We start from the raw sequence: 24,351 nt of genomic DNA, 5'->3' as shown, positions 1-24,351 counted from the left end.
GATTGCGGACGGACATATTGCCTTGGCCGTAAGCTCTAGACAAGTAAAGAACGTTAATCCTTGTTTAGCGCCTTGGGGGCAGGCATATTGGCGCTGAATAAGGAGAAAAGCCTATGGAAAAGATTAATCGCGCCGAGGCGCAGGCCCGCGCCGACGATATCCACGCCTTTCGTCGTGAGCTGAACCGGCTTGCGCCGATTGTCGAGCTCAGCCAGGCGCAGCGCGACGCCATTGCACAGTATCACCACGACCAATTACAGCAGTTGCAGCAAACTCACGATGTCGACTTGGCCGAAGGCGCCAAACGCCTGAGCCTGGGCATGCAGGTGGTGAGTTTTATCGGTGCCTGGGCCCTGGCGGCCAGTGTATTTTTCTTTTTTCAGCAGTACTGGGGGCTACTCGATACTGTCTGGCAGGTTTTAGTGTTACTGGCGGCGCCCCTGCTCAGTTTGGCGCTGGCAGTGGCTATTGCCGGGCGCGACGGTCCGGCCCGCTATTTTGCCAAAATTGCCGCCATGATCAGCTTCGCCTGCTTTGTTATTAACATCGCTTTGTTGGGGCAACTGTTTAATTTCACCCCCTCGCCGGGCGCGCTGGCGGTGTATGCAGTTTATGCGGGGTTGCTCGCTTATGCGCTGCGGGTAAAACTGTTGCTGGCGGTAGCAATCTTGGCGTTGTTTGCGTTTATCGGCGCGCAAAGTGCCACCTACAGCGGTACTTACTGGCTGTCGGTAGGCGAGCGGCCCGAGCATTTTCTGTTGCCCACTCTGGTGCTGTTTTTCTTACCCTCGCTAATCTCCCAGGTCCGCTATGACGGTTTTGCCAGCATTTACCGGGTACTGTCGCTTTGCGCACTGTGTGTGGTGATTCTAGTCTTGGCCAACTGGGGTCGGGCCAGCTATCTGCCCTGGTCAGACAATACGATTGAGGGGCTTTACCAGTTGCTGGGCTTTGCGGTCAGCGGCGGCGCAATCTGGCTTGGCGTCAGGCTCGGTTGGGCGGCGGTAGTGGCCACCGGCAATGTGTTTTTCTTTTTGTTTTTGTACACCAAGTTTTTTGACTGGTGGTGGGACTGGCTGCCTAAATCGCTGTTCTTTTTGCTGTTGGGTTTAACCGCCCTGTTGGCTTTGGTGGTGTTTGCGCGCCTGCGTAAAGTAACCGCTGGGGGTGCGCTATGAAACTGCTGCGCTATGCCGCCCTGTTGGTGCTGGGCGTTAATATCTGGATGCTTTCCCAGGTAGCGATTAATCGCTATTGGGGTGATACCCAGCGTTTCGAATTTACCGAACGCGAACTGGCTATGGCCGGTCGGCATTCCCACGATGCCAGCCGCTCGGTGTATTTGCGCTGGCGGGGCAACTCGCCCGAATTTGGTTATTACAGTTCCAGAACACTTGAGCTGGGTGGCGATGCTTTTCGGGCGCTCCAGTTTTCGCCCGAAGCCTGCCGGGCGCGACAGGCTAGTCGCGATGGTTTTGCTCTGTTTATCTATCAGGGCGAGCCCTATCAAACCCTGCTGGCTCGCTATCGCCAGAACCTGGCAGAGGCGCAAACCCGGGCGCTGGGCGGGAGAGAAGAGGACATTCAAAAACTGGAAAGGGCCAAGCAGTTGCTTGCCAATCAACAGCTTAGTGCTTCGCGCCTGATCGCCGTGGATGTTGCGCGTAACCGGGACGAATTGAGTGCGCGGGCGACGAGTTATGACGCTCCCAGCTTGATTTTGCCGGCTCGAATACAGCCCCTTGATGACTGTGAAACCACCCGGGTCACAGTCAGTATTAACAGCGCTACCCATTTTCACTTAAGCCGCGCGCAAACAGATGGGCTGGACCTTGCCCCCACGGTGGTTCGCTACAACCGGCCTAATGAGGCGCCGCGCTATCGTGTCAGTTTGGCGATAGGCAGTTTGGGAATGCCGTGGGTAGAGGAAATTAGCCGCTGCGAAGGGGAGTGCGAAATAAACAAAGGGCGCCGGTTGGCGCCCTGAAGTAAAGATTTAAAAACTGATTCGAAAGACCGTTGCAGGTTCGGGTTCGGCCATATTGCCACGCACCTTGATGCGGTTGTCGGTATTGCGGATCTCCTCCAATACCGGGTCGTAGCCAAACTGCATCCGGCTCTGCATTTTTTCGCGGGTTTCGTCGCTAATTTCCCAGCGCGGGGTGGTGTCGGGGATTTCCAGCTCCGGCGCCTTTTGGCGCCAGCCGCGCGCCTGTACGACTACCTCTTCTACCACGCGGTCGTCGTAAGCGGTTGCCCCGCCACCGTCCTGTGCGGTGGCCACCAGGGCAAAGCTGCCTGCGGCAACGCTTAACAGCAAAGTATCTTTAAGCGCCATGTTATTGCGCCTCCCGCCACTCCAGGCTATCGAACCAGTAATCCTGGGTGGCTGGCAGCCAGCGGTCAGCGGTGCGTGCCGTCACCCATGCATTCAAGAAGTTTAGCAGCGCCTGATCGCCTTTGCGTACGCCGAAAGACACTTTGTAGCTCAGCAAGGGTTCGGGTAATGGAACGTCGATGGTGTCGCTGTTATCCAGAGCGAAAAAGCGCACTACGGCCTGGCTGGCCACATAACCGTGAGCATCACCTTTTAATACTGCCGCCTCGGCTTCTTTAGAGGTATCAAAGGTTTGGATCTTGGCTTTTTTGAACACCGACGGTGCCAGACTGGCGCCAATGCTATCGTTTACCACGGCAATGGTTATTTTGTCGCTGTTTAGCTCGGCCAGCGAGTTAATGTGTTTGGTTTTTTCGGTGTTGGTGGCAAGGCCAACGCCGGACTCTGAGTAGGGGTTAGAAAACTCCAGGCGCAGGGCGCGCTTTGGGGTAACGGCAAGGCCGGCGGCAATCACGTCAATTTCGCCTTTGTCCAGCGCGGGCATAATGTCTTCCCACTCGTAGACTTTAATGTCGGGGTTAACCCCCATGTCGGCGGCAAGTTTTTTGGCGATGTCCACATCAAAACCACTGGTGTCGCCTTTCTCGTTTTGAATGGTCCAAGGCGTGAACAGTGCTACACCCACGCGAAGGGTGTTTTTTTCCAGCACCTTGTCCAAGGTGTCGGCCTGAGCCTGCACGGTGAAGAGTCCGGCGATCAGCAGACAGGCGCCCGCAAAAATCTTTGCCACAGATGTCATGAGTTACTCCGTTAGTTATTCAGTAAAAATCCGAGGTCGATACTATTACACGTGTGGGGGGAATACCACCTTGGCGGTGGTTTGGTGTGCCTCTGTTACTTCTGGTCGAAGTGAGCATCGTTTTGACGGGCGATCTCTATTTAATTGAACTAAAGGTGTGGAATTTATAGGGGGGTTGCCCGATTACGACTGAGCCGAGTGGAGGCCGATTTTAGGGGGTGAGCGCTCTGGACGAGCGCGAAAGGTCTAAGCGCACATGGACGTGCGATTTAGACCGACCGCTAAAATTGGCTGGAGGGAGGGCACCCCGCAGGGGCCAGTTGTTGGGCGAGGTTTTTGGTTACTTTTTGCCGCAAAAAGTAACTCGCAACGCCCGGCGACACGGGCTTATCAAAAGAGATCTGGGTATTTCACCTTGTATCGTAAAGTAATGGGCTGAAGACTAATGACCTGTTGGCGACAGTTAATAAAAACATCAATCAAACGGCCGTCGGTATCTTTCATCTTCGGGTGGGATGATATCGCCGTCTTCGTCCATCTCGGGGTAGGGGAGGTTATGTTTGCGGCAGTATTTCACCATTTTCGGGTGCATCCATTCGAACAGGGTGGTCCAGTAGTTATCATCTTCTTCTAGGGGGCGTTCGTATAATCCAGCTTTAACCCGTTGTTCCATGGCGGTTTGTAGAATAATGGCGGCGGCGACGCTGACGTTGTAGCTCTCTACCAGGCCCATGTTGGGGATAGTGAGGTGGGCATCGGCCTCGCGGGCGGCGTAGTCCGACAGGCCGCGTTTTTCGGCGCCCATAATTAGCGCAAATGGTCGGGTAAAGTCTGCCTCGCGGTAGTCGATGGCGCGCTCGGACCAATGCGCGGCGTAGAGGGTAAAGCCCTGCTGGCGCAGGGCGCTGCAGCCATCTTCAATGGTGTCGTGTACCGTTTGGCTGGTAAAGCGGCCGATACCGCCGGCGGTATTGTGATACACCAAATGGCCGCGCTCGGGGCGTACCATGTGAATATGGCCGATGCCCGCGGCCTCGGCAGTGCGTAAAATGGCAGAAATATTTTGTGCTTTGTGGACTTTGTCGGTCAGTACGGTCATATCCGGCTGACGCTGGCGCAAAGCTTTTTTAAAGGTTTCGAAGCGCTCGCGGCTCATGGTGTTATCCGGGCAAAAAAGGCGTCATTATAGCGGGGCCGTTGAGCAAATCGCAGGAGGTTGTATGAAAGCATCCGAGTTTCTGAAAAAGTATGAGCAAGAGCAGCAGGATAAAGAAGCTGAAGATCACTCGTTAGAGCACAATGCCCGCGAGCGGGCGGCGCATTTGGAGAACGGTTTAAATGTCGGCTCGCCCTACGATTGGGAGGATCTGGAAAAGTACAAAGCGGAGCTTGCGCGCATGGAGCGCGAAGGGCCGGGGAAAAAACGCAAAGACGACGATTAACAGGATAACCAAGGACGCGACATGGAATGGTGGTGGCTGTTGGCTTATCTCGCGCTCGGCGGGGTAACGGGATTTTTTGCTGGGCTGTTGGGTATTGGCGGTGGCGGTATTATGGTGCCGATTCTCGCCATGCTGTTTGCACACCAGGGGGTTGCCCCGGAGCATATTGTGCATTTTGCTCTGGGTACCTCTATGTCGGCCATTGTGCCAACGGCGATTATTTCTGCGCGCGCCCATCACCGACGCGGTTCGGTCAACTGGCTGGCGGTTAAGCAGCTCACTCCCGGGGTGTTGTTGGGCACTTTCGCCACCACCTTCATTGCCTCGCATTTGCCCACCGTGTTTTTAGCGACTTTTTTTGCTGCCTTTATGGTGTTTATTTCCTGGTACATGGTATTTGGCCGCGCGCCCGCCGCCGACCGACAGTTGCCCTCGGCGCCGGCCATGTTTGGTGTAGGCAGTGGCATTGGCGGTGTTTCGGCGCTGGTGGCCATCGGTGGTGGCTCAATTACCGTGCCGTTTTTAATCTGGTGTAATCAGCATCCGGCCAAAGCGATTGGCACCTCGGCGGCAGTGGGTTTACCCATAGCCCTGGCCGGTAGTATCGGCTATATCATTAACGGTTGGGGCGCGAGTGACAGCCCCCTGGCATTGGGGTATGTGATTTGGCCCGCCGTGGTAGCCATGGCCTGTATGAGTTTGCTTACCGCCCCTTTAGGGGTGAAGGTGGCGCACCGAATTCCGGTGGCGCGCCTCAAACAGGTGTTTGCCATCATGATGGTGTCGCTGGCCATTAAGGTACTGTTTGACGTGTGGGGCGGTTAAGGTGTGAGCCCCGCGTTTTCTAATGTCTCCACCAAGGCGTTAATGTGATCCTCGCGATCATTCAGCGCGGGAATATAGTGGTAAGTCTCACCCCCTGCCTCGGAAAACACTTCGCGATTTTCCACTTCCAGCTCTTCCAGTGTTTCTAAACAATCGGCGCTAAACGCCGGGCTTAAAATCGCAATATGTTTAATACCCTGCGCCGGTAGCGACTCCAGAGTTTTGTCTGTGTAAGGCTTAAGCCACTCGGCCTTGCCGAAGCGAGATTGAAAGGTGGTTAGACAGTCATCCGGGTTCAGGCCTGCCTTTTCGGCCGCCAGACGCGTGGTCTTCATACAGAAACAGTAATAGGGGTCGCCCTTTTGCAGACAAAACTTGGGGGTGCCGTGGTATGAGAACACCCACTTTTGCGGCGCGCCGTGCGTGTTGGCGTGCTCTTTCAGACTGTTCGCCAAGGCGTCCGTATAACTTTCACTTTCGCAGTAGCCGCTGACGAAGTGCAACTCGGGCACCCAGCGCCATCGCTGTAGCTCGCGGCTCACGGCATCGAAGGTAGAGCCCACGGTGGAGGCGGCATATTGAGGATACAGCGGCAGAACAATAATCTTTTTTACCCCAGCGGCCTGCAGTTGCTGCAGGGCGCTGGCGATGGACGGATTGCCGTAGCGCATGCCCAATACGACGTGCGCTTTAGTGCCAATACGGGCGGCGATTTTATCGCGCTGTTTTTGGCTGATGACTAACAGCGGCGAGCCTTCGTTTGTCCAAACGCTTTGATAAAGCTCGGCCGATTGTTTCGGTCGGGTGCGCAGCACAATGCCGTGTAAGATCGCCTTCCAGATAATGCGCGGAATTTCCACAATGCGCGGGTCGGATAAAAACTCCGCCAGATATTTGCGCAGCGCCGGGGCATCGGGCGCATCGGGCGTGCCTAGGTTGGTGAGTAAAACACCCACTTGCGGTTGGTTTTTAACGGTCTCGTGGGCATTGTCGGTAAGCGCCCGATATTTTGCTGGCATAAGTTGCGTCCAATGTTTCTTTTGCTATAACTAATTCTATCAGTTAGATCGCAATGAATTGATCTTCGCCTTTTTATACGCCGTATAAAAAATATAAATCACTCATCGGTAAGAATTGGCCAAGCTATGAAAGCCACCCTTTACTACGACGGATACTGCCAACTGTGCAGCCGCGAGATGCGCTGGTTACGCCGACTCAAATCCAGTGAGCTGCAACTGGTTGATGTTCACGAGGCGACGCTGAGCGAGTACCAGCGTCAGCAGATGCTCTACAGCTTACATGTGCAATTTGCCGACGACAGTTGGGCTATTGGTGTCGAGGCCAATGTGGCGGCCTGGAGCTATACCCCCATTGGTTTTCTATGGCGGCCGCTGTTGTGGCCGGGCATTCGCTCCTTGGCCGAGAGTGCGTATCGTCGCTGGGCCGAGCGGCGCGCCAATCGCTGTGGTTGGATTAAGGATAAATGGATAGAAGCGAGGACTTCTGATGAGCACTAAACCGCGTCCCCTGATCTTGTCGTTGACCGATTGCTCCCATTACCTTGCCGCCTGGGGGCACGAAGCCCAGGGCGAGATGCCAGACTGGCGAGTGATACAGGGGCAGGCAGGTCAACCCAAACGCTTCCCCAGCCTTATGGCAGCCAAATGCTGGTGGGCCGGGCAGGGTAAGCGCGAGGCATGGCTGGTAATGCAGAGTCCTTATGATGAAATGATCGGCAATGAAGGCCCGGTTGTGGATGAAATGAGGATACGGATCCTCTGACCAAGTCTACAGTGGACTTGATCGGAGAATCGTATCTACTGCCCCGCTCACGGTCACTGAGCGGGGCCATACCTCTAGTCAGCCGGGGTAATGCGAATAATTTGTCCGTCAGAGGCATCTGTTAGCAGATACAGATAGCCGTCTGGCCCCTGCACCACATGACGCAAGCGCTCGCCTAGCTCGTCGGTGAGCATGCGCTCTTCATGCAGAACCCGCTCACCTTCTATATCCAAGCGCGACAGTGTTTCGGCGCGCAGGCTGGCGACAAAGATATCGCCCTTCCAGGCGGGAAATTTATCGCCGGTATAGAAGGTCAGGCCGGCGGTGGCCAGAGAGGGTAGCCAGTAGTAAACGGGGGTTTCCATCCCCTCTTTTTTAAAGCCCTCGCCGATTTTCCCGCCGCCGTAATCTTCACCGTAGGTCACCACCGGCCAGCCGTAGTTCAGACCCGCACGGTCGATATTGAGTTCGTCGCCGCCCTGGGCGCCGTGTTCCCCGCTCCACAGTTCTCCGGTTTCTGGGTGAATGGTGGCTCCCTGCATATTGCGATGGCCGTAAGACCAGATTTCCGGCAGGGCGCCCTCGGTGTTTACAAAGGGATTGTCGGCAGGAACGCTGCCGTCGGTTTTAATGCGAATCACCTTACCGTGGTGGTTGTCCAGGGTTTGCGCATCATCTTTGCGACTGTAGCGCTCCCCCAGAGTCAGAAACAAAGTGCCATCGCCTTTAAACACAATGCGCGAGCCAAAGTGGTTGTTGCTGCTGACCTTAGGTTGCTGACTAAAGATGCGTTCAAACTCTGCCAGAGCGTTACCGTTTAGTTTTGCCCGCGCCAGGGCGGTGCTGTTGCCACCTTCGCCTGGCTCAGAGTAGCTGAAATAAATCCAACCATTGTTGGCGTAGTCCGGGTCCAGGGCGATATCCAGCAGGCCGCCCTGACCGCGGCTGAAGATTTCCGGCAGCCCGGTAATGGGCTCACCTACTTGGCCATCGGCGGAAACTTTGCGCATGGTGCCCACCCGTTCGGTGACCAACATGGAGCCGTCGGGTAAAAAGGCCAATCCCCAAGGGTTTTTCAAGCCTTCGGCGACAGTTTCAAGCTCGATTTCGGCGCGTTCGGTGTCGATGGTTTTGGCATTGAGAGCCGGAGCAAGACTTATGGAGGCCAGGGCGCAGGCGCAAACTAAATGACGTAACTTCATGATAGCTCCTATAACGAGTGATTTAGCGCTTGAGAATCAGCAATGGGCACGTTAATATGGTCTTATTGACTATTTGATAAGTCAATCCATTTGAATCAAAACCATAATAACGAAGGTCTGCTATGAAAACGAATTTAAAGCCCATAACTTTACTTGTCTTGGCGGCAGCCCTAACCGCCTGTGGAGGTGGCTCGGGTGGCGGCACTACGACTCCACCGGCCTCATCATCGAGCTCTTCATCGGTTGAGTCGTCATCTAGCTCTTCCAGCAGCTCGGTTGAGAGTAGTTCGTCCTCTTCAAGTACTAGTTCGTCGGTCAGCTCGGATGGACCGATTGCGATTGAGCCGGATTTTGATCTTTATGCCATTACTCCATCAGATTTTCCTGTGGGTGTGGCGGTATCTGCAGCCAACGAAAACTACAGTATTTTCAACCACAGTGACGCCGCCGAGCGCCAGAGTGTTATTAGCCGGCACTTCAGTCAGCTGACAGCCGGCAATATTATGAAAATGAGCTACCTGCACCCGCAGGAAGACACCTTTACCTTTGGCGATGCCGACCAGCTGGTAGGCTTTGCCGCAACGAATGGCATGACCGTACACGGCCACGCACTGGTATGGCACTCTGGCTATCAAGTGCCCGACTTTATGAACAACTATGACGGCGACTTTGCCGCCATGCTGAGCGACCATGTGACCGGCGTGGTAGAGCATTTCGAGACTGAGTTTCCAGGGGTGGTGACCAGCTGGGATGTGGTGAACGAAGCCGTAGACCAGGGGGCCGGTGACGGTTTCCGTCGTTCTGTGTTTTACAACGAGCTGCCACCAGCGTCCGAGGGCGAGATCCCCGAGTACCTCAAAGTTGCCTTTCAGGCCGCACGCGATGCCGCCCCGGATGTGGATTTGTACTACAACGACTACGACAACACAGCCAACGAGACTCGTTTAAACAAGACCTTGCAGATTGCCGAGGCCTTGAACGAAGAGGGCACCATCGACGGCGTGGGTTTCCAGATGCACGTGTATATGACTTACCCCTCGCTTAGCCACTTCGAGAACGCCTTCCAGCAAGTTGTGGATCTGGGGCTGAAGGTAAAAATCACCGAGTTAGATGTCGCCGTGGTAAACCCCTATGGCGGCGGTGGAGCTCCGGCTTTGCCCGAGTATGATGAGCAGCTGGCGGACGAGCAAAAGCAGCGTTTTTGTGAGATCACCCAGGTCTACTTAGATACTGTGCCCGCTAATCTGCGCGGCGGTTTTACCGTGTGGGGGCTTACCGATGATGAAAGTTGGCTGATGAACCAATTTGCCAACGCAGCCGGTGCGAATTACGACGACGTGTGGCCACTGCTGTTTAACGCCAATCTGTCTGCCAAGCCCGCTTTACAGGGCGTAGCCGATGCGTTTACCGGCCAGGGCTGTAACTAAATTTGCCTTGCTATAAGCCCCGGCGCCATGCGCCGGGGCTCCCTCCCAACGGCTTTGTGTGCTAAGTTGCAGACTGATTATTAATCGCTGACTTTCACTGTCGTAGGGCCGTCTTACATGTTGATGTTCTACCCCGAAATTAAACCTTTCGCCCGCCACCAAATTCCGGTGGATGCTCCTCACGAATTATATGTGGATGAATCCGGCAATCCCGACGGCATACCCGTGCTGTTTGTGCACGGCGGCCCAGGCGCTGGCTGTGGTAAATACGACCGGCGTTTCTTTGACCCGGAGCGCTATCGCATTATTTTGTTCGATCAGCGCGGCTGTGGGCGCTCCACCCCCCATGCCGAGCTTGAGGGTAACAATACCCCGGCGTTGGTAAAGGATATCGAAACCATCCGCACCAAGCTGGGAATTGATCAGTGGGTGTTGTTCGGCGGCTCCTGGGGCTCCACTCTCAGCTTGGTGTACGCCGAAACTTATCCCGAGCGAGTGCTGGGCCTGATTTTGCGCGGCATATTTCTGTGCCGTGAAAAAGACCTGCGTTGGTTTTATCAGGAAGGTGCCAGTGCGATCTTTCCCGACTACTGGCAGGACTTTTTGGCCCCTATTCCAGCCGACGAGCGCCACGATTTAATGCGCGCCTATTACAAAAAACTTACCGGCGATAACGAGCTGCAAAAAATGTCGGCCGCCAAGGCCTGGTCACTGTGGGAGGGGCGCTGTGCCACCTTGCGCCCCAACCAGGATGTGGTTGATGCGTTTTCCAACCCCTTCAAAGCACAGGCACTGGCCCGTATTGAAGCGCATTATTTTGTTCACGGCGCCTTTTTGGATGACAACCAAATTGTCGAAAACGCCCACCGCCTGGCGGGAATTCCCGGTGTGATTGTGCACGGGCGCTACGATATGGTGTGCCCGCTGGATAATGCCTTTGCGCTGCAAAAAGCCTGGCCCGAGGCCGAGCTGCAAATTATCCGCGACGCCGGTCACGCTTCACGCGAGGCGGGTATTGTCGATGCACTAATACGCGCCACCGACGATCTGGCGCGCAAGCTCAGCCACGATTCAGATCACCTGGCCTGATGCGCGGCTTAATACAACGTGTCAGCAGCGCTTCGGTCAGCGTTGCCGGCGAATGCGTGGGGCAGATAGATCAGGGGTTGTTGCTGTTGCTCGGGGTAGAGCGAGATGATACCCGCGCTAACGCCGATAAATTACTTAAAAAATTACTCGCCTATCGCGTGTTTTCCGATGCCGATGGCAAAATGAACTTAAACGTCGCGCAGGTAAATGGCGGCGTGCTGGCGGTGTCGCAATTTACCCTGGCGGCAGATACCAGTAAGGGGCTGCGCCCCGGTTTTTCCTCCGCTGCCAGCCCTGAACTTGCCCGCGAACTTTACGATTACTTTATTGATCGACTGCGCGACGCCCACCCCAAGGTAGCCACCGGCCAGTTTGCCGCCGATATGCAGGTGGCGTTGGTCAATGATGGGCCGGTAACCTTTTTACTCTCGTCTTAACCTCTAGTCTGCGTTTTAAATAAGGAACACTTATGCAAAGGATCATTCACTTCGGCTTGTTGTGTGTATTGGCTATCAGTTGTCGCGTTAGCGCCGACGCCATGGTGTGGGAAGTGACCCGCGGCGACAACACAGTCTACCTGGCCGGCACCATTCATATGCTAAAAGCTTCAGATTACCCGCTGCCGGCCGAGTATCAGCGCGCTTTTTCTGAAGCGCAAACTGTGGTGTTTGAAACGGATATGGCTGCGGTGCAGTCGCCCGAATTTGCCATGCAAATGACGCAGTTGATGATGCTGCCCAGCGGCAGCAGCTTGCAGAGCGAATTAAGCTCTGATGTTTACGCCGAGCTGCGTCAGTTTGCCAGTGCACGCAGCTTGCCTTTGATGCAGCTACAGCAGTTTAAACCTGCCTTTGTTGCTCTGACCTATTCCATTTTAGAAATGCAAAAACTCGGCTTTACCGAAGGCGTCGATGTGCGCTATTCACGCCTGGCGAGCGAGCAGGGCAAAACACTCGCTTGGCTGGAAACCCCGGAAGAACAATTGCAGTTTATTGTCGCCATGACCGAGCTGGATGCCAACGAGTTTATGCGTTACAGCCTGGAAGATTTAGAGCAGTTGCCGCTGATTATGGACGATATGGTCAACGCCTTTAAAAGCGGTAACGATAAAGCCCTGTTTGAGTTGGGCGGCGCGCCCATGCAGGAATATTCGGCCGAGCTTTACAACACGATTGTCCGCGATCGCAATCGGGCCTGGACGGCGCATATCGATCAGTATTTAGCGAGCCCGGAGACTGAACTGGTTATGGTGGGCGCTCTGCATTTGGCAGGACCGGACAGCGTGGTGGAAATGCTGCGCGCGGATGGTTATAAAGTAGAAAGGTTTAAGTAATGTTAGTGGCGAACTGATTTTCGCTTTACGTTAATAGTGCAGTCCAAGCAGTGACAAGGAGTAACTTATGAATATTGAAAATTTACCGCTTACCCAGGCCATTGCCAGCAATTGGTGGATGCTGTTGTTGCGCGGTTTATTCGCCATTGCCTTCGGCTTATGTGCGTGGTTTTTACCCGGCGTTTCCCTGGCGGTGCTGATTATCATGTTCGGCGCCTTTTCACTGGCCGATGGCGTGGTGGGCATTTGGATGGCTTTTTCCGGGCGCCAGCAAAACGATCACTGGTGGGTGTTGTTGCTCTGGGCTATCAGCAGTTTACTGGTGGGTTTGTGCGCACTTTTCGCCCCGGGGGTAACGGCGGTGGTGCTGCTATGGTTGATTGCGGCCTGGTCCATTATTGTTGGCGTGCTGCAAATTGCCGCGGCTATTCGCCTGCGTCAAGAGTTGCAGGGCGAATGGCGCTTGGTGCTTAGTGGCGCTCTGGGTGTTTTGTTTGGTGTTGCCCTATTTGCCTGGCCTGGCGCGGGCATTTTAACCCTGCTGTGGCTAATCGGCGCCTTTGCCGTATTGATTGGTGTGCTGCTGGTGATTCTGGCGTTTAAGGTTCGCAGCTTTAAGGTGTCAGCTTAATCCACGACTTTCGCCTAACAAAAAACCGGCTAAATGCCGGTTTTTTCTCTCTGTACCGTAATACTACTCTGCGTTCTGCGTTCTGCGTTCTGCGTTCTGCGTTCTGCGTTCTGCGTTCTGCGTTCTGCGCTCAATCTTCCACGCCCAAGTACCGTTTCTTTTTGTTGGCTTTCATTAGCGTTAAGTCGCCCATAAATAAGCCGTCCAGGCAGTTGCCGAAATCCGAGTCAACGCTAAACGCCAGTAAGCTGTAGCCGCCCGCTTCGTAAAGAGCTGCGTATTGTTTATAAAGTGTCGGCAGCTTGTGTCCGGCCTCGGTAAACTTTTTTTGCAGCAGGCGGAAAGCATCGTCTTGATCCAGTGCGGCAAATTCCTGATTGATGGCAGCGAAGGCTTCGGGCTCCAGTAAGTGCGGGTGGGTTGCCTGGGCCAGCGGTTTTTGGGTGCGATAGTAGCGCTCGTAAAAATAAACGGTGAGGTCGCGCAGCGCTTTGGGGTACTCATCGCTCATGCTTACCGGGCCCAGTACATAGCGTACCTGCGGGTTGTGCTGCAGGTAAGCGCCCAGGCCTTGCCATAAGTAATCCAGGCTGGCCTTGCCCCAGTATTTGGGGTTTACAAAGCTGCGGCCCAGCTCTACGCCCTGCTCCAGGTAGGGGAACATGTCTGGCGTGTAGTGAAACAGCTCGGCGGTGTACAGACCTTCCAGACCTTGCTGCTGCATAATGCGGCCGCAATCGGCAATGCGATAGGCGCCTGCCAGGGTCAGATTTACATCGTCCCACAAGACCAGGTGGCGGTAGTGGTGATCGTATTTATCCAGGTCGCGGCGGGCGCCGGTGCCTTCGCCCACCAGGCGAAAGGTGTGCTCACGCAGGCGGCCAATTTCACGCAGTACCGTGGGGTGGCTTTCATAATCACACAGATAAATTTTGTTGTTATCCGAGGTGTTGCCCAAAAGTTGCGCTTTGGCTAATTCAGCGCGAATCGCGCCGCGCTCTTCCGGGTGCGCGATGGTGCGCTCAGTAACAAACTGGGTGCTGCGCTTTTTGCGCAATTTATAAATATGCTTTTTTAACCGTTTAATCAGGGCCTTGTCGGCCAGCTTGTCGGTTTGCAGCTCAGCGCAGGGAATCATCTCGCCCACGCGAATGCGTATTTCGGCGGATTGCTTTTTGAACATTTCCCGCGCTAACAGCGCGGTTCCAAAGGGCTTGTAGAGCATGGAGGCTGAGTAAAACAGCAGCGAGTTTTTCGCCTCGATGTGCATGGGCAAAATCGGCGAATTGGTTTTGCGCGCGAAGTGCAAAAAGCCTGCGTGCCAGGCGCCATCGCGAATACCTTTGGGGCTGGCGCGGGACACTTCCCCGGCGGGGAATACAATCACCGCCTGTTCGCTGTTAAGTGCATCGACAATAGCGCGGTAGCTTTTGCGGTAGGCGCCCCGGGTCATGTTATCCAGCGGTAGAAATACATTGTGCAGTGGCTCAAAGGCCATCAGCATATCGTTGGCGACGATGCGCGCGTCGGGTCGCACCTCGCTCACCATACGCAGCAGCGCCAACCCATCCAGCGAGCCAATGGGGTGGTTGGCGATGATCACCACCCGGCCGCTGGCGGGAATGTTATGGCGATCGCGCGCGCCCGCGCTGTAGGTGAAATTGAAGTAATCGAAAATCTGATCGATAAAATCAATGCCCCGCAGGCCTTCGTTGTTGCGCAGAAACTGATTGATTTTTTGCTCGTGGGTAAGTTTGCGCAGCAGGCTTAGGGTGGGACGGCGGATAATGGGTTTGGTAGTGGCAAAGCCCGGAAATTTATCGGTGACCGACTGTTCAATATTCAGCATAGCGTTTTACCTGACGTGATAGCCCCGGCTGGTGGGGTGTGTTGTCGGTAACGCTAGTGCCAAACAGTGACAGAACTGTGATGATTTTATGACCGCCGCGTGACAGGCAGGGCCATCAATTGAGTTTGCTGGCGCTCCAGCAATGCCTTGTAGGGCGGTTTAATTTCTTCCACCAATTGTGTATCGCTCAAACGGATATAGCCCGACAGCGCACTGTCCGAAATCGCATCGGACAGCCAAATCTGGTAGGGCGTAAGCGCGGGGGGCTGCTCGCAGCCGGACTCGCTGATGCTGGCGGCCAGTTTCAGGCGCGGGCTATCGCTTGATTCGCTCAACCCTACCGCCAGCTGACTGATGCAAATGCCGTAAAAAATGGCGTTTTCACGGGTGTCAGCGGTGGCGCAAAGGCGAAGGCATTTATCGTCGAAGGATTCCTGGTGACCGGTATAAAGCGCCAGAATGCCCTGCAGCTGCTGCTTGAAGCGGCTCAGGCGCAGCTCGTAACCCTGTTTGGTTAGCTGTTGTTGCAGCGCGGGCAGGTTCAGAAAATGCAGCTCCACCTGCACCGCGTAATGTGTCGTCGACTCGTCTTCGTCTTCGAACTCGCTTGGCAGTGCATCGTCTTCGCTACCGTCCATGGCAAAGGTTTGCTCTGCGACGGTGTCATCGTGTTCAGTCGGAGTCGGTTTGGGTTTCTTTTTGACTTTGGGCGGTCGGGCTTGGTAGACGGCAAGGTAATGATCTCCCAGCCATAGCGCACCGATGCAAGCGAGCACCACAAGGCTCCAAATCCATAAGTAATTGGCGTACAGCCGATGCACGGGTGCAAGCGCCAGGGTCACGGTTAGGTGACCGGCTATGTGAGTATCCAAGGTGATGGGAGCGGCAAACTGCGCGGCCTGCAACTCAGTGGCAAGATTACCTCCGCCCGCTTGTACCAGCAGATTATTTTCCACATCGTGCACGGTGGCGCCGTGGACCGCGGGTTGCGCGGCGAGCGATTGCAAAATAACCTGCAGGCTGATCATGTCCTGGGCCAGCGCCGGCTCTACCGCCTGCGCCGCGGCGCGCTCGGCCATTGCCTGGCCATAGCGGCTAGCCTGGGTGTTTTGCTGCTGCTTGGCATAGTGCAGCGTCAAGCCGGTGCCCAGCAAACCCAGGGCGAGCAAGACAAGCGAGCAAAGGCAAAGCAGGGGGCGGCGGGTGCAGTACTGGTAAAGGCTCATTCCGTGTCCGGGCAAATCAGATTTTTGCGCATTCTAACGCAAATGATAGACGCTGCGCGTTATAATGCCCCCTTTTCGGACAGCAGTCAGTTATTGTGAAGCAAATACTCCTGATCAACGCCGTCGGCGCCGACCAACCCGGCGTCACCTCTGCCATCGCTCAAGTGCTCAGTCGCTATCAGGCCGCCGTGCTCGATATCGGCCAAGCCGTCATCCACGACAGCCTGACCCTAGGCATTATGGTGGGGGTGGATACCGAGCAAGTGAAAGAAGAACACTTACTGGCCGAGCTGCAAAGCGCTACCGTCGATTTAGGCATCGACATCCGCTTTACTCCCATCAGCCACGACAGTTACCACCATTGGGTTGAACAGCAGGGCAAGGCGCGCTACATCGTCACCCTGCTGGCTCGCGAAGTGACGGCCGGGCAAATTGCCGACCTGACCCAGGTCACGGTGAAGCACGGTTTGAACATCGACAATATCAGTCGCCTGTCGGGCCGTATTTCACTGGTGGGTGAGAGCGAAAAAAGCAACGCCTGCGTTGAATTTTCGGTGCGCGGCGAACCGGCCGACCGCGAAGCTTTGCGGCGCGACTTTATGGAGCTGTCCACCCGCCACGAAGCGGACGTTGCCTTTCAGCGCGACACCGTCTATCGCCGCAACCGCCGCTTGGTGTGCTTCGATATGGACTCCACCCTGATTGAAGCCGAAGTGATTGACGAGCTGGCCAAAGCGGCCGGCGTGGGCGAGCAGGTGGCCGAAATTACCGAACTGGCCATGGCCGGCGAGCTGGATTTTAACGAAAGTTTCGCCCGCCGTATGGCACTGTTAAAAGGTCTGGACGAAAGCGTGCTGGCCGAGATTGCCGAAAATTTGCCTGTTACCGAAGGCGCCGCCAAGCTGATCAGCAGCCTGAAAAAGCTCGGCTACAAAACCGCCATTCTCTCCGGCGGTTTTCAATACTTTGGCGAATACCTGCAAAAGAAACTCGGCATCGATTACGTCTACGCCAACACCCTTGATATTGTCGACGGCAAAGTCACCGGTGAGGTAAAAGGCGAAGTGGTTAACGGCGAGCGCAAAGCCGCGCTGTTAAAAATGCTCGCCGAGCGCGAAGGCATTACCGCCGAACAAACCATCGCTGTAGGCGACGGCGCCAACGACCTGCCCATGCTCGCCGCCGCAGGCCTGGGCATCGCGTTTCGCGCCAAGCCACTGGTCAAAGCCAGCGCCGAGCAGGCGATTTCGACGTTAGGATTAGATGCGATTTTGTATTTGCTGGGGTTTCGGGAGCGGGATCAGATTCTGTGACAGTGTCGCGCTGCGCGCGGGTGTTTGTTTGCCCGTGTCGCCGGGCGTTGCGAGTTACTTTTTAGGGGTAAAAAGTAACCAAAAACCCTGCCCAACATCTGGCCCCTGCGGGGTTCCCTCTCTCCAGCCTATTTTAGCGGTCGGTTTAAATCGCACATCCATGTGCGCTTAAACCTTTCGCGCTCATCCAGAGCGCTCAACCACTAAAATAGGCCTCCGTTCGGCTCAGATGTAATCGGGCGAAACCCATGCGAGTTCGTCGCTTGTTCAGCATTTCGCTATTCTTTTACGTTGAGCCGTCACACGTTAACCCGTTGCCAAATGGGTCGACCTATGGCACTCTTTTCCTCAAGTTTTTTGTGGTCTTGATCGGCTTGTTTAAGTCGCATTAAGTTCACATCTGGGCCAGCGGAAAGGTAGGGTAAACAGTGCATCGGGACTGATGTGCGAGCACTTCTCCCTTCTGTTTTGAAATCCCATACATTTTCTAGGCACGTTATAACGTGTTCTGAACGATTGGTTTTTGGTTGCCAAAGCCAGTGTTGCCGTAGAAAGTGAGCCGGCTCACTTTGTTTTTCCAGTTTGGCTGATATTACTGAAACACAAGCAATAGTATTCAGCTGTTTAGAACGTAAAGCAAAGGCTCTCAAGCACGAGTGATACATTGCCAGTGTGAAAGTAAGACGGCTTCTTTACAAACTACAATAAACGCACCAAATGGCCATTAACATGAGAGTTTAAAAAAGGCTTGAAAGCACTTTTTAAAAATTTTCTAGGGAAGATACATTGCCAGGCGTATTTTTCAACTCGCACATTAATAAGCTGTTAACTTTGGAGTACTCATGAAGATAATTGTGATGTTATTGCTCATTGCCCTATCTCAGCTTTCATACTCGTGTGCTGATTTGGTTCCCGGTAAAAGCCCAGTTCTGAAGCAATTCAAATCGATCATAATGATAGATGATGTACAGGGCAATGTAAGGAAAGGCGAAGCTGAGGCGTTGCTGTCCATTAACGAAAATGGTGAGGTTACAAAAGCAAAGCTGATATCTGTCAAGCCGGATTCACTAAACAAGGATAAGATTCTAAAGGAAATTCTGAGAGCAAAATTCTCAGTCTCGACAAGGCTGGAGGACTATGTTCATATTTTTGAGTTCCAAGTGGTCCAGCGTTAAAGTTAACAAGCGGTTCTAGATGCGCCGCACAAAAAACTTGTGGCTGGGACGGCTTACGCTTCGCTCCAGTCGCCACTAAACCTACAAGGTAGTTGTGCAGTGAAAGATGGGGTCAAATCTTGGTTTAAGTGAACGAATGGGGTCAAATCTTGACTTAAGAAAAATTAAGTGGCTCGGTTGTGCCTATGAAGTGGCCTGTAATTTAAGTAGGATAAGTCAAGATTTGACCCCATAGCTCCTCAAGCGTTTAATAAATTTTATAAAAGCTAGGTTGTCAGACGAATTTATCAATTCGTATTTTAATGAACTGTTATGCACGGTGGGGGGTATATGAGGATTTCCTACTCTTATGGTTGGCTTGGGTATTTTATGAAATATCTTGGTGGGATATCCATGGCAATGCTTACACTTTTATTTTCTGGCTTGTTTGCTCTCTCAATGTTTGATATTGAGAATATGTTGCAGAAAATGCCAGTACAAACACCATTGTGGCTGCTGATCTCTATAGCAATGATTTTTTTGTGTACTAAGGGGGCGTACTATTTGTTCAAATATAGATGCCTCTTTATAAAAACATTTCAATTTGATGATGGTGGGATTTCAATTTTATCTAAAGATGGAAGTTCATCTAGCCATAGTTACAGTGAGTTTGATTTTATAATTTATAGAAGAATTCCAAAAATATTTGAAATACACTTTAAAGAAAAGTCCTCCAATTCAATAATATTAATGAATAATGGACAGAGGCTAACCAACGATTTTTTGGAGCTAAAGCAATTCTTATCAAGTAGGCGGTTCAATTTAAAAAATAGGCTTTGGTAAGTGCATAACAAAGTGTGTCAAAATCACACGCTAAAGTATGGTCGTCTGTCGGTATCTGACCACTTCTCTTCTTAATAAGCTATTAGGTGATTCAGTGCGAGAGCTAAAATCTACACTTCTCGGGTTTCTGGCTGGATGCGCATCCTTACTGCTTGAGTCTTCCAAGCATGTTGGATTGCAGTGGCTTATTTTAGCCGTAATTTTAGTCTCGGGCGTTTTCGCTTTAAAGCATCCGGGATTATCTTTTCTTCCAAGTGACGCCTCATGGGTTTCTAAGGTCAGCTGGAGTAAGGAGTTTTGGCTTTTCGCCATTTTTATTCTGTCTTTTTCCTGTGCACATCTTCTACACTGGGTCGTTGTAAATGATTTCACCTAACATTCTCATTAATATGTTAATTTCAAGTTTTGCACTTGAAAGTATTAAGTGAGCTGTAAGGTTTGGGCTTAATTTAATATGAATAAGGCCGTAAGAGTGGCAAAGCTGATAAAGCATTATCCAGGCGGCAAATTGAAGCAGCTATTGGCATGAGTTATGTGGCTATGGGTATTTTCTTTTTCTGCGATATTGTTTGGTATTTTTGGGCTGATTTCTGGTCTAAATTCTTTTGCGGTGCTTCTATCGTTCCTGACTGCTGTCGGCTGCTTTGGTGGGTCGATGTTGTATTTCGACGAAGCTGAAAGAGTTCACCGGATCAGAGTCGCTAACGACAATGTTCCGAAATCGTAATGGAGTGTATGCCCCATGGTGGAAACAACCAGGTGAATGTTGTTAGCGTCGGCCTTGAAAAGGCATGCTGCCAGTCGTCGCGCGGATATATGGAGCCAAAGGTGAGGTCAACATGAAGTTTCAATGTGCTGAATGTAATCATATCTTCACAGGGCGAACGGCTATCTGTGAAGATTGGCGGATTAAAGAAAGATCATTTGGCTGTCCGGCTTGCCTAAGATTTCTAAGGGACCCTAGAAAACAAGATGTGGGGCCTGCCTTAAGCGGAATGGCAAAGACTCAAGTGATAACGTTAATTTTCGTATTTTTAGTCTTTGGTGCTATTTGGAAACTCGAAGAATTTACAGGAGTCTCACAGGTCTATTTTTACATTCCGTTATTGATTGTAGCGGCGTGGTATATATACAAGAATCCAGCTAAGCCTCTGTTGGCAGAGCCGTATGGAGACTAATTGCACTGCAAACGTTTCTTGACTTTTCAAATGCACAGTTATCTTATGCGAGCTCTTTATTTTGTGGCTTTTCGTTGGAAGTGATTTTGTGAGTGAAGGTAATAGTTGTCATATCGAGGCGTGAGAATTGATTGTGACTATATTTCGTTGCTCTGAGTGTTCCTCTAGCTTGAATAGGTTTTCCTTAAAAACCATTTATCTTCTTAGTTATAGAAAGTTGCAGATATTCTGTTCGCATTGCGGAGCAAGATACGAATATAAATTTGAGTGGTTAGCTATAGGGTTTTCGGTTTTTTTCTTTCTGGGGGTAATTTTTAAGAAGGGTTCTGGGTGTGGGGTGCCCTGCGCTGGAGCGGGATCGGAATGGGCGGCAGCCTTTGTTATTGTTGCAATTGTTTATTTATTATCAGTCGCCACGCCGCTGAATAAATGTAAAAAGTAAAAGATTTTTCAAGTTTTTAATATGAGGAAATAGGTAAAAGCAATCGCCATTTAGCATCAGACATCAGACGTCCGACCCACCTCCCTATCGCGTAACAACAAACACCAATAGCCCAACCGCCACGGCCCACCCTGAAATCGCTAACACCTTCCACACTTTCTCCGGGTGTCTTTCCATAATCGGTTTATGCCGATTGGTTAGCCAGTTTGGGTTGGGGCGTTTTAAATCCTGCAGCCATTCTGACAAGACTTCGTAGCGTTGCCCCGGCTGAATGGACAGCGCTTTTTCCAGGGCGCGGTCCATCCATGCGGGCACTAGCGGGTTGAATTGTAGCGCTGAGCGGTATTTAAGTTTTTGAAATTGTGGCAGTGACATGGCTTTGCCATAGCCTTCGCCGAAGGGGTGTTTGCCGGTGAGCATTTCGTACATTAATACCGCCAGTGAGAATTGATCCGAGCGCGGGCCGGTGGGGGCGCCGTAGCGGTATTCGGGGGCGGAGTAGTCCAGGGTGCCGAGTATTTTGTCGGCGACAATGGGGGAGGCCATTTCTTCAATGCCCGCCACCCAACATGAGCCGAAGTCAATTAGGCAGACGCCCTGCGCGCCAACGACTACGTTGTCGGGTTTTAAATCCTGATGCAAGGTGTCTTTGCGGTGCAGGGCGCGTATGCCCATCACCAGCTGCTCGGCCAACTCCACCGCGTCGGATACCGGTAAAGGCGCGCGTTCTTTAATAACCCGGGTGAGGGTGGGGCCGGCGATATACTCGGTTAAATAGTACAGGCAGGTGCGGGTTTGCGGTGGTTCTACCACGCGTACCACATGCCGGTTGGCTAGGCGCGAGCCGATCCAGGATTCGCGTACAAAGCGTTCTATGTACGCGGCGTCGTCTTCGTAATTGACCGAGGGGGTTTTCATTACCAGCGGTGTGCCTTCGGCGGTTTTTACCAGGTACACCTGGCTGCGTTCTGACTCGTGCAGAATCTTTTCTACTGTTAAACCGTCGAGAATGTTGCCGGGCTTTAACAACGGTGGAAATGGCAAGCGCGACAGCACGGTAATGGCATCGCTTTCGCTGGGCGTGCCTATGTCATCCACCCGTGCCAGTTGTACACTGATGTTGTCTTCGCTGCCGTTATCCAGCGCGGTTTGATACAGAGCTTTGCTTAGCGCGTCTAAATCATCGCTGCTTTGCAGCATCTGTATTAGCTTTTTCTCGTCAATAAAATCGTGCAGGCCATCGGTGCTTAAAAGATAAAGATCGCCGCGCTCAATTTCCTGCGACTCCATATCAATTTCCAGGGATAAATCGGCCCCCAGGGCGCGGCTTAAATAGGTGGTATTTTTGTCAATGCGCTGGTTGTGATCTCGGGTGAGCAGTTCAAGTTGCCCGGCGCGAAAGCGGTAAATGCGACTGTCGCCCACGTGAAAGGTAAATAACTTATCGCCTTTTAACACCAGCAGCGACAGGGTGGTCAGGTAGCCTTCCTGGCGCACGTTGTTCTGACTTTGGCTCCACAGGTAGCGGTTAATGGAGTGAATGACGCGGCTGGCCGATTGCCCTGTACGCCAGGTATCCGGCGTGGCGTAGTAGTCGGTAAGAATGGCGGTCACGGCGGTTTGGCTTGCCTGACGAGCGGCGCTGGAGGAACTGACGCCATCGGCAATGGCAATGGCGACACCCTTAGTGGCCATGGCGGCGCCTTCGGGAAAGCGGGCGCCAACGGTATCCTGATTTTCGGCCTTGCGGCCAGCCTCGCTCAATTGGGCAAAAGCGATTTTGAGGGAGGGCTGTAAATGTTCCATAGACGCGCGCGTGGACTTATTATTTTCGTCCATAGTAACGCGTTTGGCCCCGGGCGCCAAAGCGTCCGGGGCCTGTTTGGTATCGGCGTCCATTAAGTCAGCTCAATTTGCGCGATACTGCCGTCTTCGTTCACTTCGTGCATATGGCCCTGGGGCTCTTCCAGAAATTGCACAATCGCGAAGATAACCAGCGCGCAGCCACCAATCACCATAAAGAAGGTGCCGGCGTCCACAAAGCTGTAGATGGTTAAGAAAGTTACCGCACCTACGTTGCCGTAAGCACCGGCCATACCGGCAACCTGCCCGGTCAGGCGACGCTTGACCAATGGCACCATGGCGAACACGGCGCCTTCACCGGCCTGCACGAAGAACGAGCAGAACATAACCGCGATTACCGCCATCCACACAGGCCAGGCACCGCTGACTTGCGACAGGGTAAAGTAGCCGATGGTGAGGCCAATAATAAAGATAGACATAGAACGGCGACGGCCGAATTTATCGCTGATATAACCGCCGCCGGGGCGCGCTACCAAATTCATAAAGGCAAAAGCGGCACCCAGAGCGCCAGCTGCGGCCAGGCTCATACCCTCGAAGGTTTCTAAAAAGAACGCGGGCAGCATAGATACCACCGCCAGCTCAGAGCCAAAGGTTACAAAGTAAGCCCAGTCTAAGATGGCGACTTGCTTAAATTTGTATTTGTCGTGCTCGGGCACCGGGGCACCGTGCAACATGTCTTTGTTTACTTTATAAATTTGGCTGAACTGATACGCACACAGCAGCAGCAAAATACCGTACATTAGATAGGTGGTGCCCTGGCTCAACAGGCCAACGCCGGCGGGAGAGAGCTTCCACGCCAGCACCGCGAGAATAATGTACATGGGCAGGTTCATGGCCAGGTAAAAGTAAAAATCTTTTTTGCTGGTCACTTCCAGGCCGCCGGACTTTTTCGGCTTAAAGTAGGTGGAGCCTTTGGGTGTGTTGCGAGCACGGGCATAGAAAAAGCCAGAGTAGGCCAGTGCCATCAGGCCGGTAACACCAATGGCGTAGCGCCAGCCGTCTTCACCACCAAACAGCAGTGCCACGGTGGGAAGGGTAAACGCCGCTGCGGCCGAACCAAAGTTACCCCAGCCGCCGTAAACGCCTTCGGCCAAACCGACATGACGGGCGGGGAACCACTCGCCCACCAGGCGAATACCAATAACGAAGCCGGCACCCACAAAGCCGAGCAAGAAGCGGAACAGCGCCAGTTGTTCGTAGCTTTGCGCACTGGCAAAAGCCAGACACATCAAACCGCCTGCGGCCAACAGCAGCGAGTACACAATTCGTGGACCAAATTTGTCCACCAGTATGCCCACCACAATGCGCGAGGGAATGGTTAGGGCAACGTTAAGAATCAGCAGAGCTTTCCACTGATCGTTGCTCATGTTAAAGGCTTCCATAATCAGCGGCTTTAACGGCGCGTGAGAAAACCAGACCACAAAGGTTAAAAAGAATGCGAACCAGGTTAGGTGTAGCAGCCTTATATTCGCGCGGGTCACATCAAGTAAATTAAGTTTTTCTGAACTCATAACAACTCTTCCGTCTAAACTGGCGGTGTGATGTTCACAAGCGCCGGGTGTTGACTTATCAGTGCGTAACAGTAACCCCCTTCAGCAACCGGTGTGCCACAATT

Annotated in this window: 23 protein-coding genes; 14 read left to right on the top strand and 9 right to left on the bottom strand. The window is 53.1% G+C overall.

All coding sequences use genetic code 11. The features are described 5' to 3' along the window. Nucleotides 1-113: 113 nt before the first annotated feature. Nucleotides 114-1,178 carry a DUF2157 domain-containing protein gene (locus NHM04_RS08715; protein ID WP_254263406.1) on the top strand — a complete coding sequence of 355 codons (1,065 nt, stop codon included), beginning with the start codon at nt 114-116 and terminating at the stop codon, nt 1,176-1,178. After that, nucleotides 1,175-1,987 (top strand): DUF4824 family protein, encoded by an 813-nt coding sequence (locus tag NHM04_RS08710; protein WP_254263405.1) that lies wholly within the window; start codon nt 1,175-1,177, stop codon nt 1,985-1,987. Before NHM04_RS08715 ends, NHM04_RS08710 begins: the two co-directional genes overlap by 4 nt. A 9-nt stretch (nt 1,988-1,996) precedes the next feature. Here NHM04_RS08710 and NHM04_RS08705 read toward each other — a convergent pair whose 3' ends face one another. The 3 genes from NHM04_RS08705 to NHM04_RS08695 form a co-directional block, all read right to left on the bottom strand. After that, complete coding sequence (locus tag NHM04_RS08705; protein ID WP_254263404.1) at nt 1,997-2,338, bottom strand: hypothetical protein; 342 nt, start codon at nt 2,336-2,338, stop codon at nt 1,997-1,999. A gap of 1 nt (nt 2,339) precedes the next feature. Then, entirely contained in the window at nt 2,340-3,137 is a 798-nt protein-coding gene (locus NHM04_RS08700; protein WP_254263403.1) for a transporter substrate-binding domain-containing protein, read from the bottom strand. A gap of 475 nt (nt 3,138-3,612) precedes the next feature. After that, nucleotides 3,613-4,293 (bottom strand): TrmH family RNA methyltransferase, encoded by a 681-nt coding sequence (locus tag NHM04_RS08695; RefSeq protein WP_254266585.1) that lies wholly within the window; start codon nt 4,291-4,293, stop codon nt 3,613-3,615. A 64-nt stretch (nt 4,294-4,357) separates the two neighbouring features. Between NHM04_RS08695 and NHM04_RS08690 the strand changes: the two genes are divergently transcribed. Beyond that, complete coding sequence (locus NHM04_RS08690; RefSeq protein WP_254266584.1) at nt 4,358-4,579, top strand: peptidase S14; 222 nt, start codon at nt 4,358-4,360, stop codon at nt 4,577-4,579. 21 nt (nt 4,580-4,600) lie between these two features. Next, on the top strand, nt 4,601-5,404 hold the full coding sequence (locus NHM04_RS08685) for a sulfite exporter TauE/SafE family protein (protein WP_254266583.1): 804 nt from the start codon (nt 4,601-4,603) through the stop codon (nt 5,402-5,404). On the opposite strand, the gene hemH is transcribed toward NHM04_RS08685, so the two are convergent. Further along, nucleotides 5,401-6,423 (bottom strand): ferrochelatase, encoded by a 1,023-nt coding sequence (gene hemH, locus NHM04_RS08680; RefSeq protein ID WP_254266582.1) that lies wholly within the window; start codon nt 6,421-6,423, stop codon nt 5,401-5,403. The genes NHM04_RS08685 and hemH overlap by 4 nt on opposite strands. Nucleotides 6,424-6,549: 126 nt before the next feature. Between hemH and NHM04_RS08675 the strand changes: the two genes are divergently transcribed. Both NHM04_RS08675 and NHM04_RS08670 read left to right on the top strand, forming a co-directional pair. Further along, nucleotides 6,550-6,921 (top strand): thiol-disulfide oxidoreductase DCC family protein, encoded by a 372-nt coding sequence (locus NHM04_RS08675; protein ID WP_254266581.1) that lies wholly within the window; start codon nt 6,550-6,552, stop codon nt 6,919-6,921. Continuing rightward, nucleotides 6,911-7,186, top strand: a complete 276-nt coding sequence (locus tag NHM04_RS08670) for a DUF6482 family protein (protein WP_254266580.1) — start codon at nt 6,911-6,913, stop codon at nt 7,184-7,186. Before NHM04_RS08675 ends, NHM04_RS08670 begins: the two co-directional genes overlap by 11 nt. Before the next feature lie 74 nt (nt 7,187-7,260). Here the strand turns inward: NHM04_RS08670 and NHM04_RS08665 are convergent, their stop codons facing one another. Next, nucleotides 7,261-8,388 carry a PQQ-dependent sugar dehydrogenase gene (locus tag NHM04_RS08665; protein WP_254266579.1) on the bottom strand — a complete coding sequence of 376 codons (1,128 nt, stop codon included), beginning with the start codon at nt 8,386-8,388 and terminating at the stop codon, nt 7,261-7,263. Nucleotides 8,389-8,510: 122 nt separating this feature from the next. On the opposite strand from NHM04_RS08665, the gene NHM04_RS08660 reads away from it, so the two are divergent. The 5 genes from NHM04_RS08660 (at nt 8,511) to NHM04_RS08640 (ending at nt 12,868) form a co-directional block, all read left to right on the top strand. Then, nucleotides 8,511-9,815, top strand: coding sequence for an endo-1,4-beta-xylanase (locus tag NHM04_RS08660; protein WP_254266578.1), 1,305 nt, complete (start codon nt 8,511-8,513; stop codon nt 9,813-9,815). A gap of 117 nt (nt 9,816-9,932) precedes the next feature. After that, entirely contained in the window at nt 9,933-10,904 is a 972-nt protein-coding gene (gene pip / locus NHM04_RS08655) for a prolyl aminopeptidase (RefSeq protein WP_254266577.1), read from the top strand. Then, entirely contained in the window at nt 10,904-11,341 is a 438-nt protein-coding gene (dtd, locus tag NHM04_RS08650) for a D-aminoacyl-tRNA deacylase (RefSeq protein WP_254266576.1), read from the top strand. Before pip ends, dtd begins: the two co-directional genes overlap by 1 nt. 32 nt (nt 11,342-11,373) lie before the next feature. After that, nucleotides 11,374-12,237 carry a TraB/GumN family protein gene (locus tag NHM04_RS08645; protein WP_254266575.1) on the top strand — a complete coding sequence of 288 codons (864 nt, stop codon included), beginning with the start codon at nt 11,374-11,376 and terminating at the stop codon, nt 12,235-12,237. A gap of 67 nt (nt 12,238-12,304) precedes the next feature. After that, nucleotides 12,305-12,868 carry an HdeD family acid-resistance protein gene (locus NHM04_RS08640; RefSeq protein WP_254266574.1) on the top strand — a complete coding sequence of 188 codons (564 nt, stop codon included), beginning with the start codon at nt 12,305-12,307 and terminating at the stop codon, nt 12,866-12,868. Nucleotides 12,869-12,998: 130 nt separating this feature from the next. On the opposite strand, the gene NHM04_RS08635 is transcribed toward NHM04_RS08640, so the two are convergent. Both NHM04_RS08635 and NHM04_RS08630 read right to left on the bottom strand, forming a co-directional pair. Continuing rightward, entirely contained in the window at nt 12,999-14,717 is a 1,719-nt protein-coding gene (locus tag NHM04_RS08635; protein ID WP_254266573.1) for a lysophospholipid acyltransferase family protein, read from the bottom strand. 86 nt (nt 14,718-14,803) lie between these two features. Beyond that, a complete protein-coding gene (locus NHM04_RS08630) occupies nt 14,804-15,943 on the bottom strand; it encodes a hypothetical protein (protein WP_254266572.1) in 1,140 nt (379 codons plus the stop codon). A 95-nt stretch (nt 15,944-16,038) separates the two neighbouring features. Between NHM04_RS08630 and serB the strand changes: the two genes are divergently transcribed. From serB to NHM04_RS08615, 3 genes are all read left to right on the top strand, one after another. Next, the gene (gene serB / locus NHM04_RS08625; protein ID WP_254266571.1) at nt 16,039-17,256 is read left to right on the top strand and encodes a phosphoserine phosphatase SerB; all 1,218 of its coding nucleotides are present in this window, start codon (nt 16,039-16,041) and stop codon (nt 17,254-17,256) included. 842 nt (nt 17,257-18,098) lie between these two features. Next, on the top strand, nt 18,099-18,431 hold the full coding sequence (locus NHM04_RS08620; RefSeq protein WP_254266570.1) for a hypothetical protein: 333 nt from the start codon (nt 18,099-18,101) through the stop codon (nt 18,429-18,431). A gap of 369 nt (nt 18,432-18,800) precedes the next feature. Next, a complete protein-coding gene (locus NHM04_RS08615) occupies nt 18,801-19,253 on the top strand; it encodes a hypothetical protein (RefSeq protein WP_254266569.1) in 453 nt (150 codons plus the stop codon). 1,704 nt (nt 19,254-20,957) lie between these two features. Here the strand turns inward: NHM04_RS08615 and NHM04_RS08610 are convergent. Next, nucleotides 20,958-22,679 carry a bifunctional protein-serine/threonine kinase/phosphatase gene (locus NHM04_RS08610; protein WP_254266615.1) on the bottom strand — a complete coding sequence of 574 codons (1,722 nt, stop codon included), beginning with the start codon at nt 22,677-22,679 and terminating at the stop codon, nt 20,958-20,960. A gap of 92 nt (nt 22,680-22,771) precedes the next feature. Beyond that, a complete protein-coding gene (locus NHM04_RS08605; RefSeq protein ID WP_254266568.1) occupies nt 22,772-24,247 on the bottom strand; it encodes a NarK family nitrate/nitrite MFS transporter in 1,476 nt (491 codons plus the stop codon). Nucleotides 24,248-24,351 lie beyond the last annotated feature (104 nt).

The sequence above is a fragment of the Gilvimarinus sp. DA14 genome (assembly GCF_024204685.1).
In the GTDB taxonomy this organism is placed as follows: Bacteria; Pseudomonadota; Gammaproteobacteria; order Pseudomonadales; family Cellvibrionaceae; genus Gilvimarinus.
The sequence above is the reverse complement of the archived record's forward strand: the minus strand, read 5'-3'. Positions and strand labels throughout refer to the sequence as shown.

What these genes read in the sequence shown, in the direction of transcription:
- NHM04_RS08715 (WP_254263406.1), top strand. Translation starts at nt 114, where the DNA reads ATGGAAAAGATTAATCGCGCCGAGGCGCAGGCCCGCGCCGACGATATC.
- NHM04_RS08710 (WP_254263405.1), top strand. Translation starts at nt 1,175, where the DNA reads ATGAAACTGCTGCGCTATGCCGCCCTGTTGGTGCTGGGCGTTAATATC.
- NHM04_RS08705 (WP_254263404.1), bottom strand. Translation starts at nt 2,338, where the DNA reads ATGGCGCTTAAAGATACTTTGCTGTTAAGCGTTGCCGCAGGCAGCTTT.
- NHM04_RS08700 (WP_254263403.1), bottom strand. Translation starts at nt 3,137, where the DNA reads ATGACATCTGTGGCAAAGATTTTTGCGGGCGCCTGTCTGCTGATCGCC.
- NHM04_RS08695 (WP_254266585.1), bottom strand. Translation starts at nt 4,293, where the DNA reads ATGAGCCGCGAGCGCTTCGAAACCTTTAAAAAAGCTTTGCGCCAGCGT.
- NHM04_RS08690 (WP_254266584.1), top strand. Translation starts at nt 4,358, where the DNA reads ATGAAAGCATCCGAGTTTCTGAAAAAGTATGAGCAAGAGCAGCAGGAT.
- NHM04_RS08685 (WP_254266583.1), top strand. Translation starts at nt 4,601, where the DNA reads ATGGAATGGTGGTGGCTGTTGGCTTATCTCGCGCTCGGCGGGGTAACG.
- hemH (WP_254266582.1), bottom strand. Translation starts at nt 6,423, where the DNA reads ATGCCAGCAAAATATCGGGCGCTTACCGACAATGCCCACGAGACCGTT.
- NHM04_RS08675 (WP_254266581.1), top strand. Translation starts at nt 6,550, where the DNA reads ATGAAAGCCACCCTTTACTACGACGGATACTGCCAACTGTGCAGCCGC.
- NHM04_RS08670 (WP_254266580.1), top strand. Translation starts at nt 6,911, where the DNA reads ATGAGCACTAAACCGCGTCCCCTGATCTTGTCGTTGACCGATTGCTCC.
- NHM04_RS08665 (WP_254266579.1), bottom strand. Translation starts at nt 8,388, where the DNA reads ATGAAGTTACGTCATTTAGTTTGCGCCTGCGCCCTGGCCTCCATAAGT.
- NHM04_RS08660 (WP_254266578.1), top strand. Translation starts at nt 8,511, where the DNA reads ATGAAAACGAATTTAAAGCCCATAACTTTACTTGTCTTGGCGGCAGCC.
- pip (WP_254266577.1), top strand. Translation starts at nt 9,933, where the DNA reads ATGTTGATGTTCTACCCCGAAATTAAACCTTTCGCCCGCCACCAAATT.
- dtd (WP_254266576.1), top strand. Translation starts at nt 10,904, where the DNA reads ATGCGCGGCTTAATACAACGTGTCAGCAGCGCTTCGGTCAGCGTTGCC.
- NHM04_RS08645 (WP_254266575.1), top strand. Translation starts at nt 11,374, where the DNA reads ATGCAAAGGATCATTCACTTCGGCTTGTTGTGTGTATTGGCTATCAGT.
- NHM04_RS08640 (WP_254266574.1), top strand. Translation starts at nt 12,305, where the DNA reads ATGAATATTGAAAATTTACCGCTTACCCAGGCCATTGCCAGCAATTGG.
- NHM04_RS08635 (WP_254266573.1), bottom strand. Translation starts at nt 14,717, where the DNA reads ATGCTGAATATTGAACAGTCGGTCACCGATAAATTTCCGGGCTTTGCC.
- NHM04_RS08630 (WP_254266572.1), bottom strand. Translation starts at nt 15,943, where the DNA reads ATGAGCCTTTACCAGTACTGCACCCGCCGCCCCCTGCTTTGCCTTTGC.
- NHM04_RS08620 (WP_254266570.1), top strand. Translation starts at nt 18,099, where the DNA reads ATGAAGATAATTGTGATGTTATTGCTCATTGCCCTATCTCAGCTTTCA.
- NHM04_RS08615 (WP_254266569.1), top strand. Translation starts at nt 18,801, where the DNA reads ATGAAATATCTTGGTGGGATATCCATGGCAATGCTTACACTTTTATTT.
- NHM04_RS08610 (WP_254266615.1), bottom strand. Translation starts at nt 22,679, where the DNA reads ATGGAACATTTACAGCCCTCCCTCAAAATCGCTTTTGCCCAATTGAGC.
- NHM04_RS08605 (WP_254266568.1), bottom strand. Translation starts at nt 24,247, where the DNA reads ATGAGTTCAGAAAAACTTAATTTACTTGATGTGACCCGCGCGAATATA.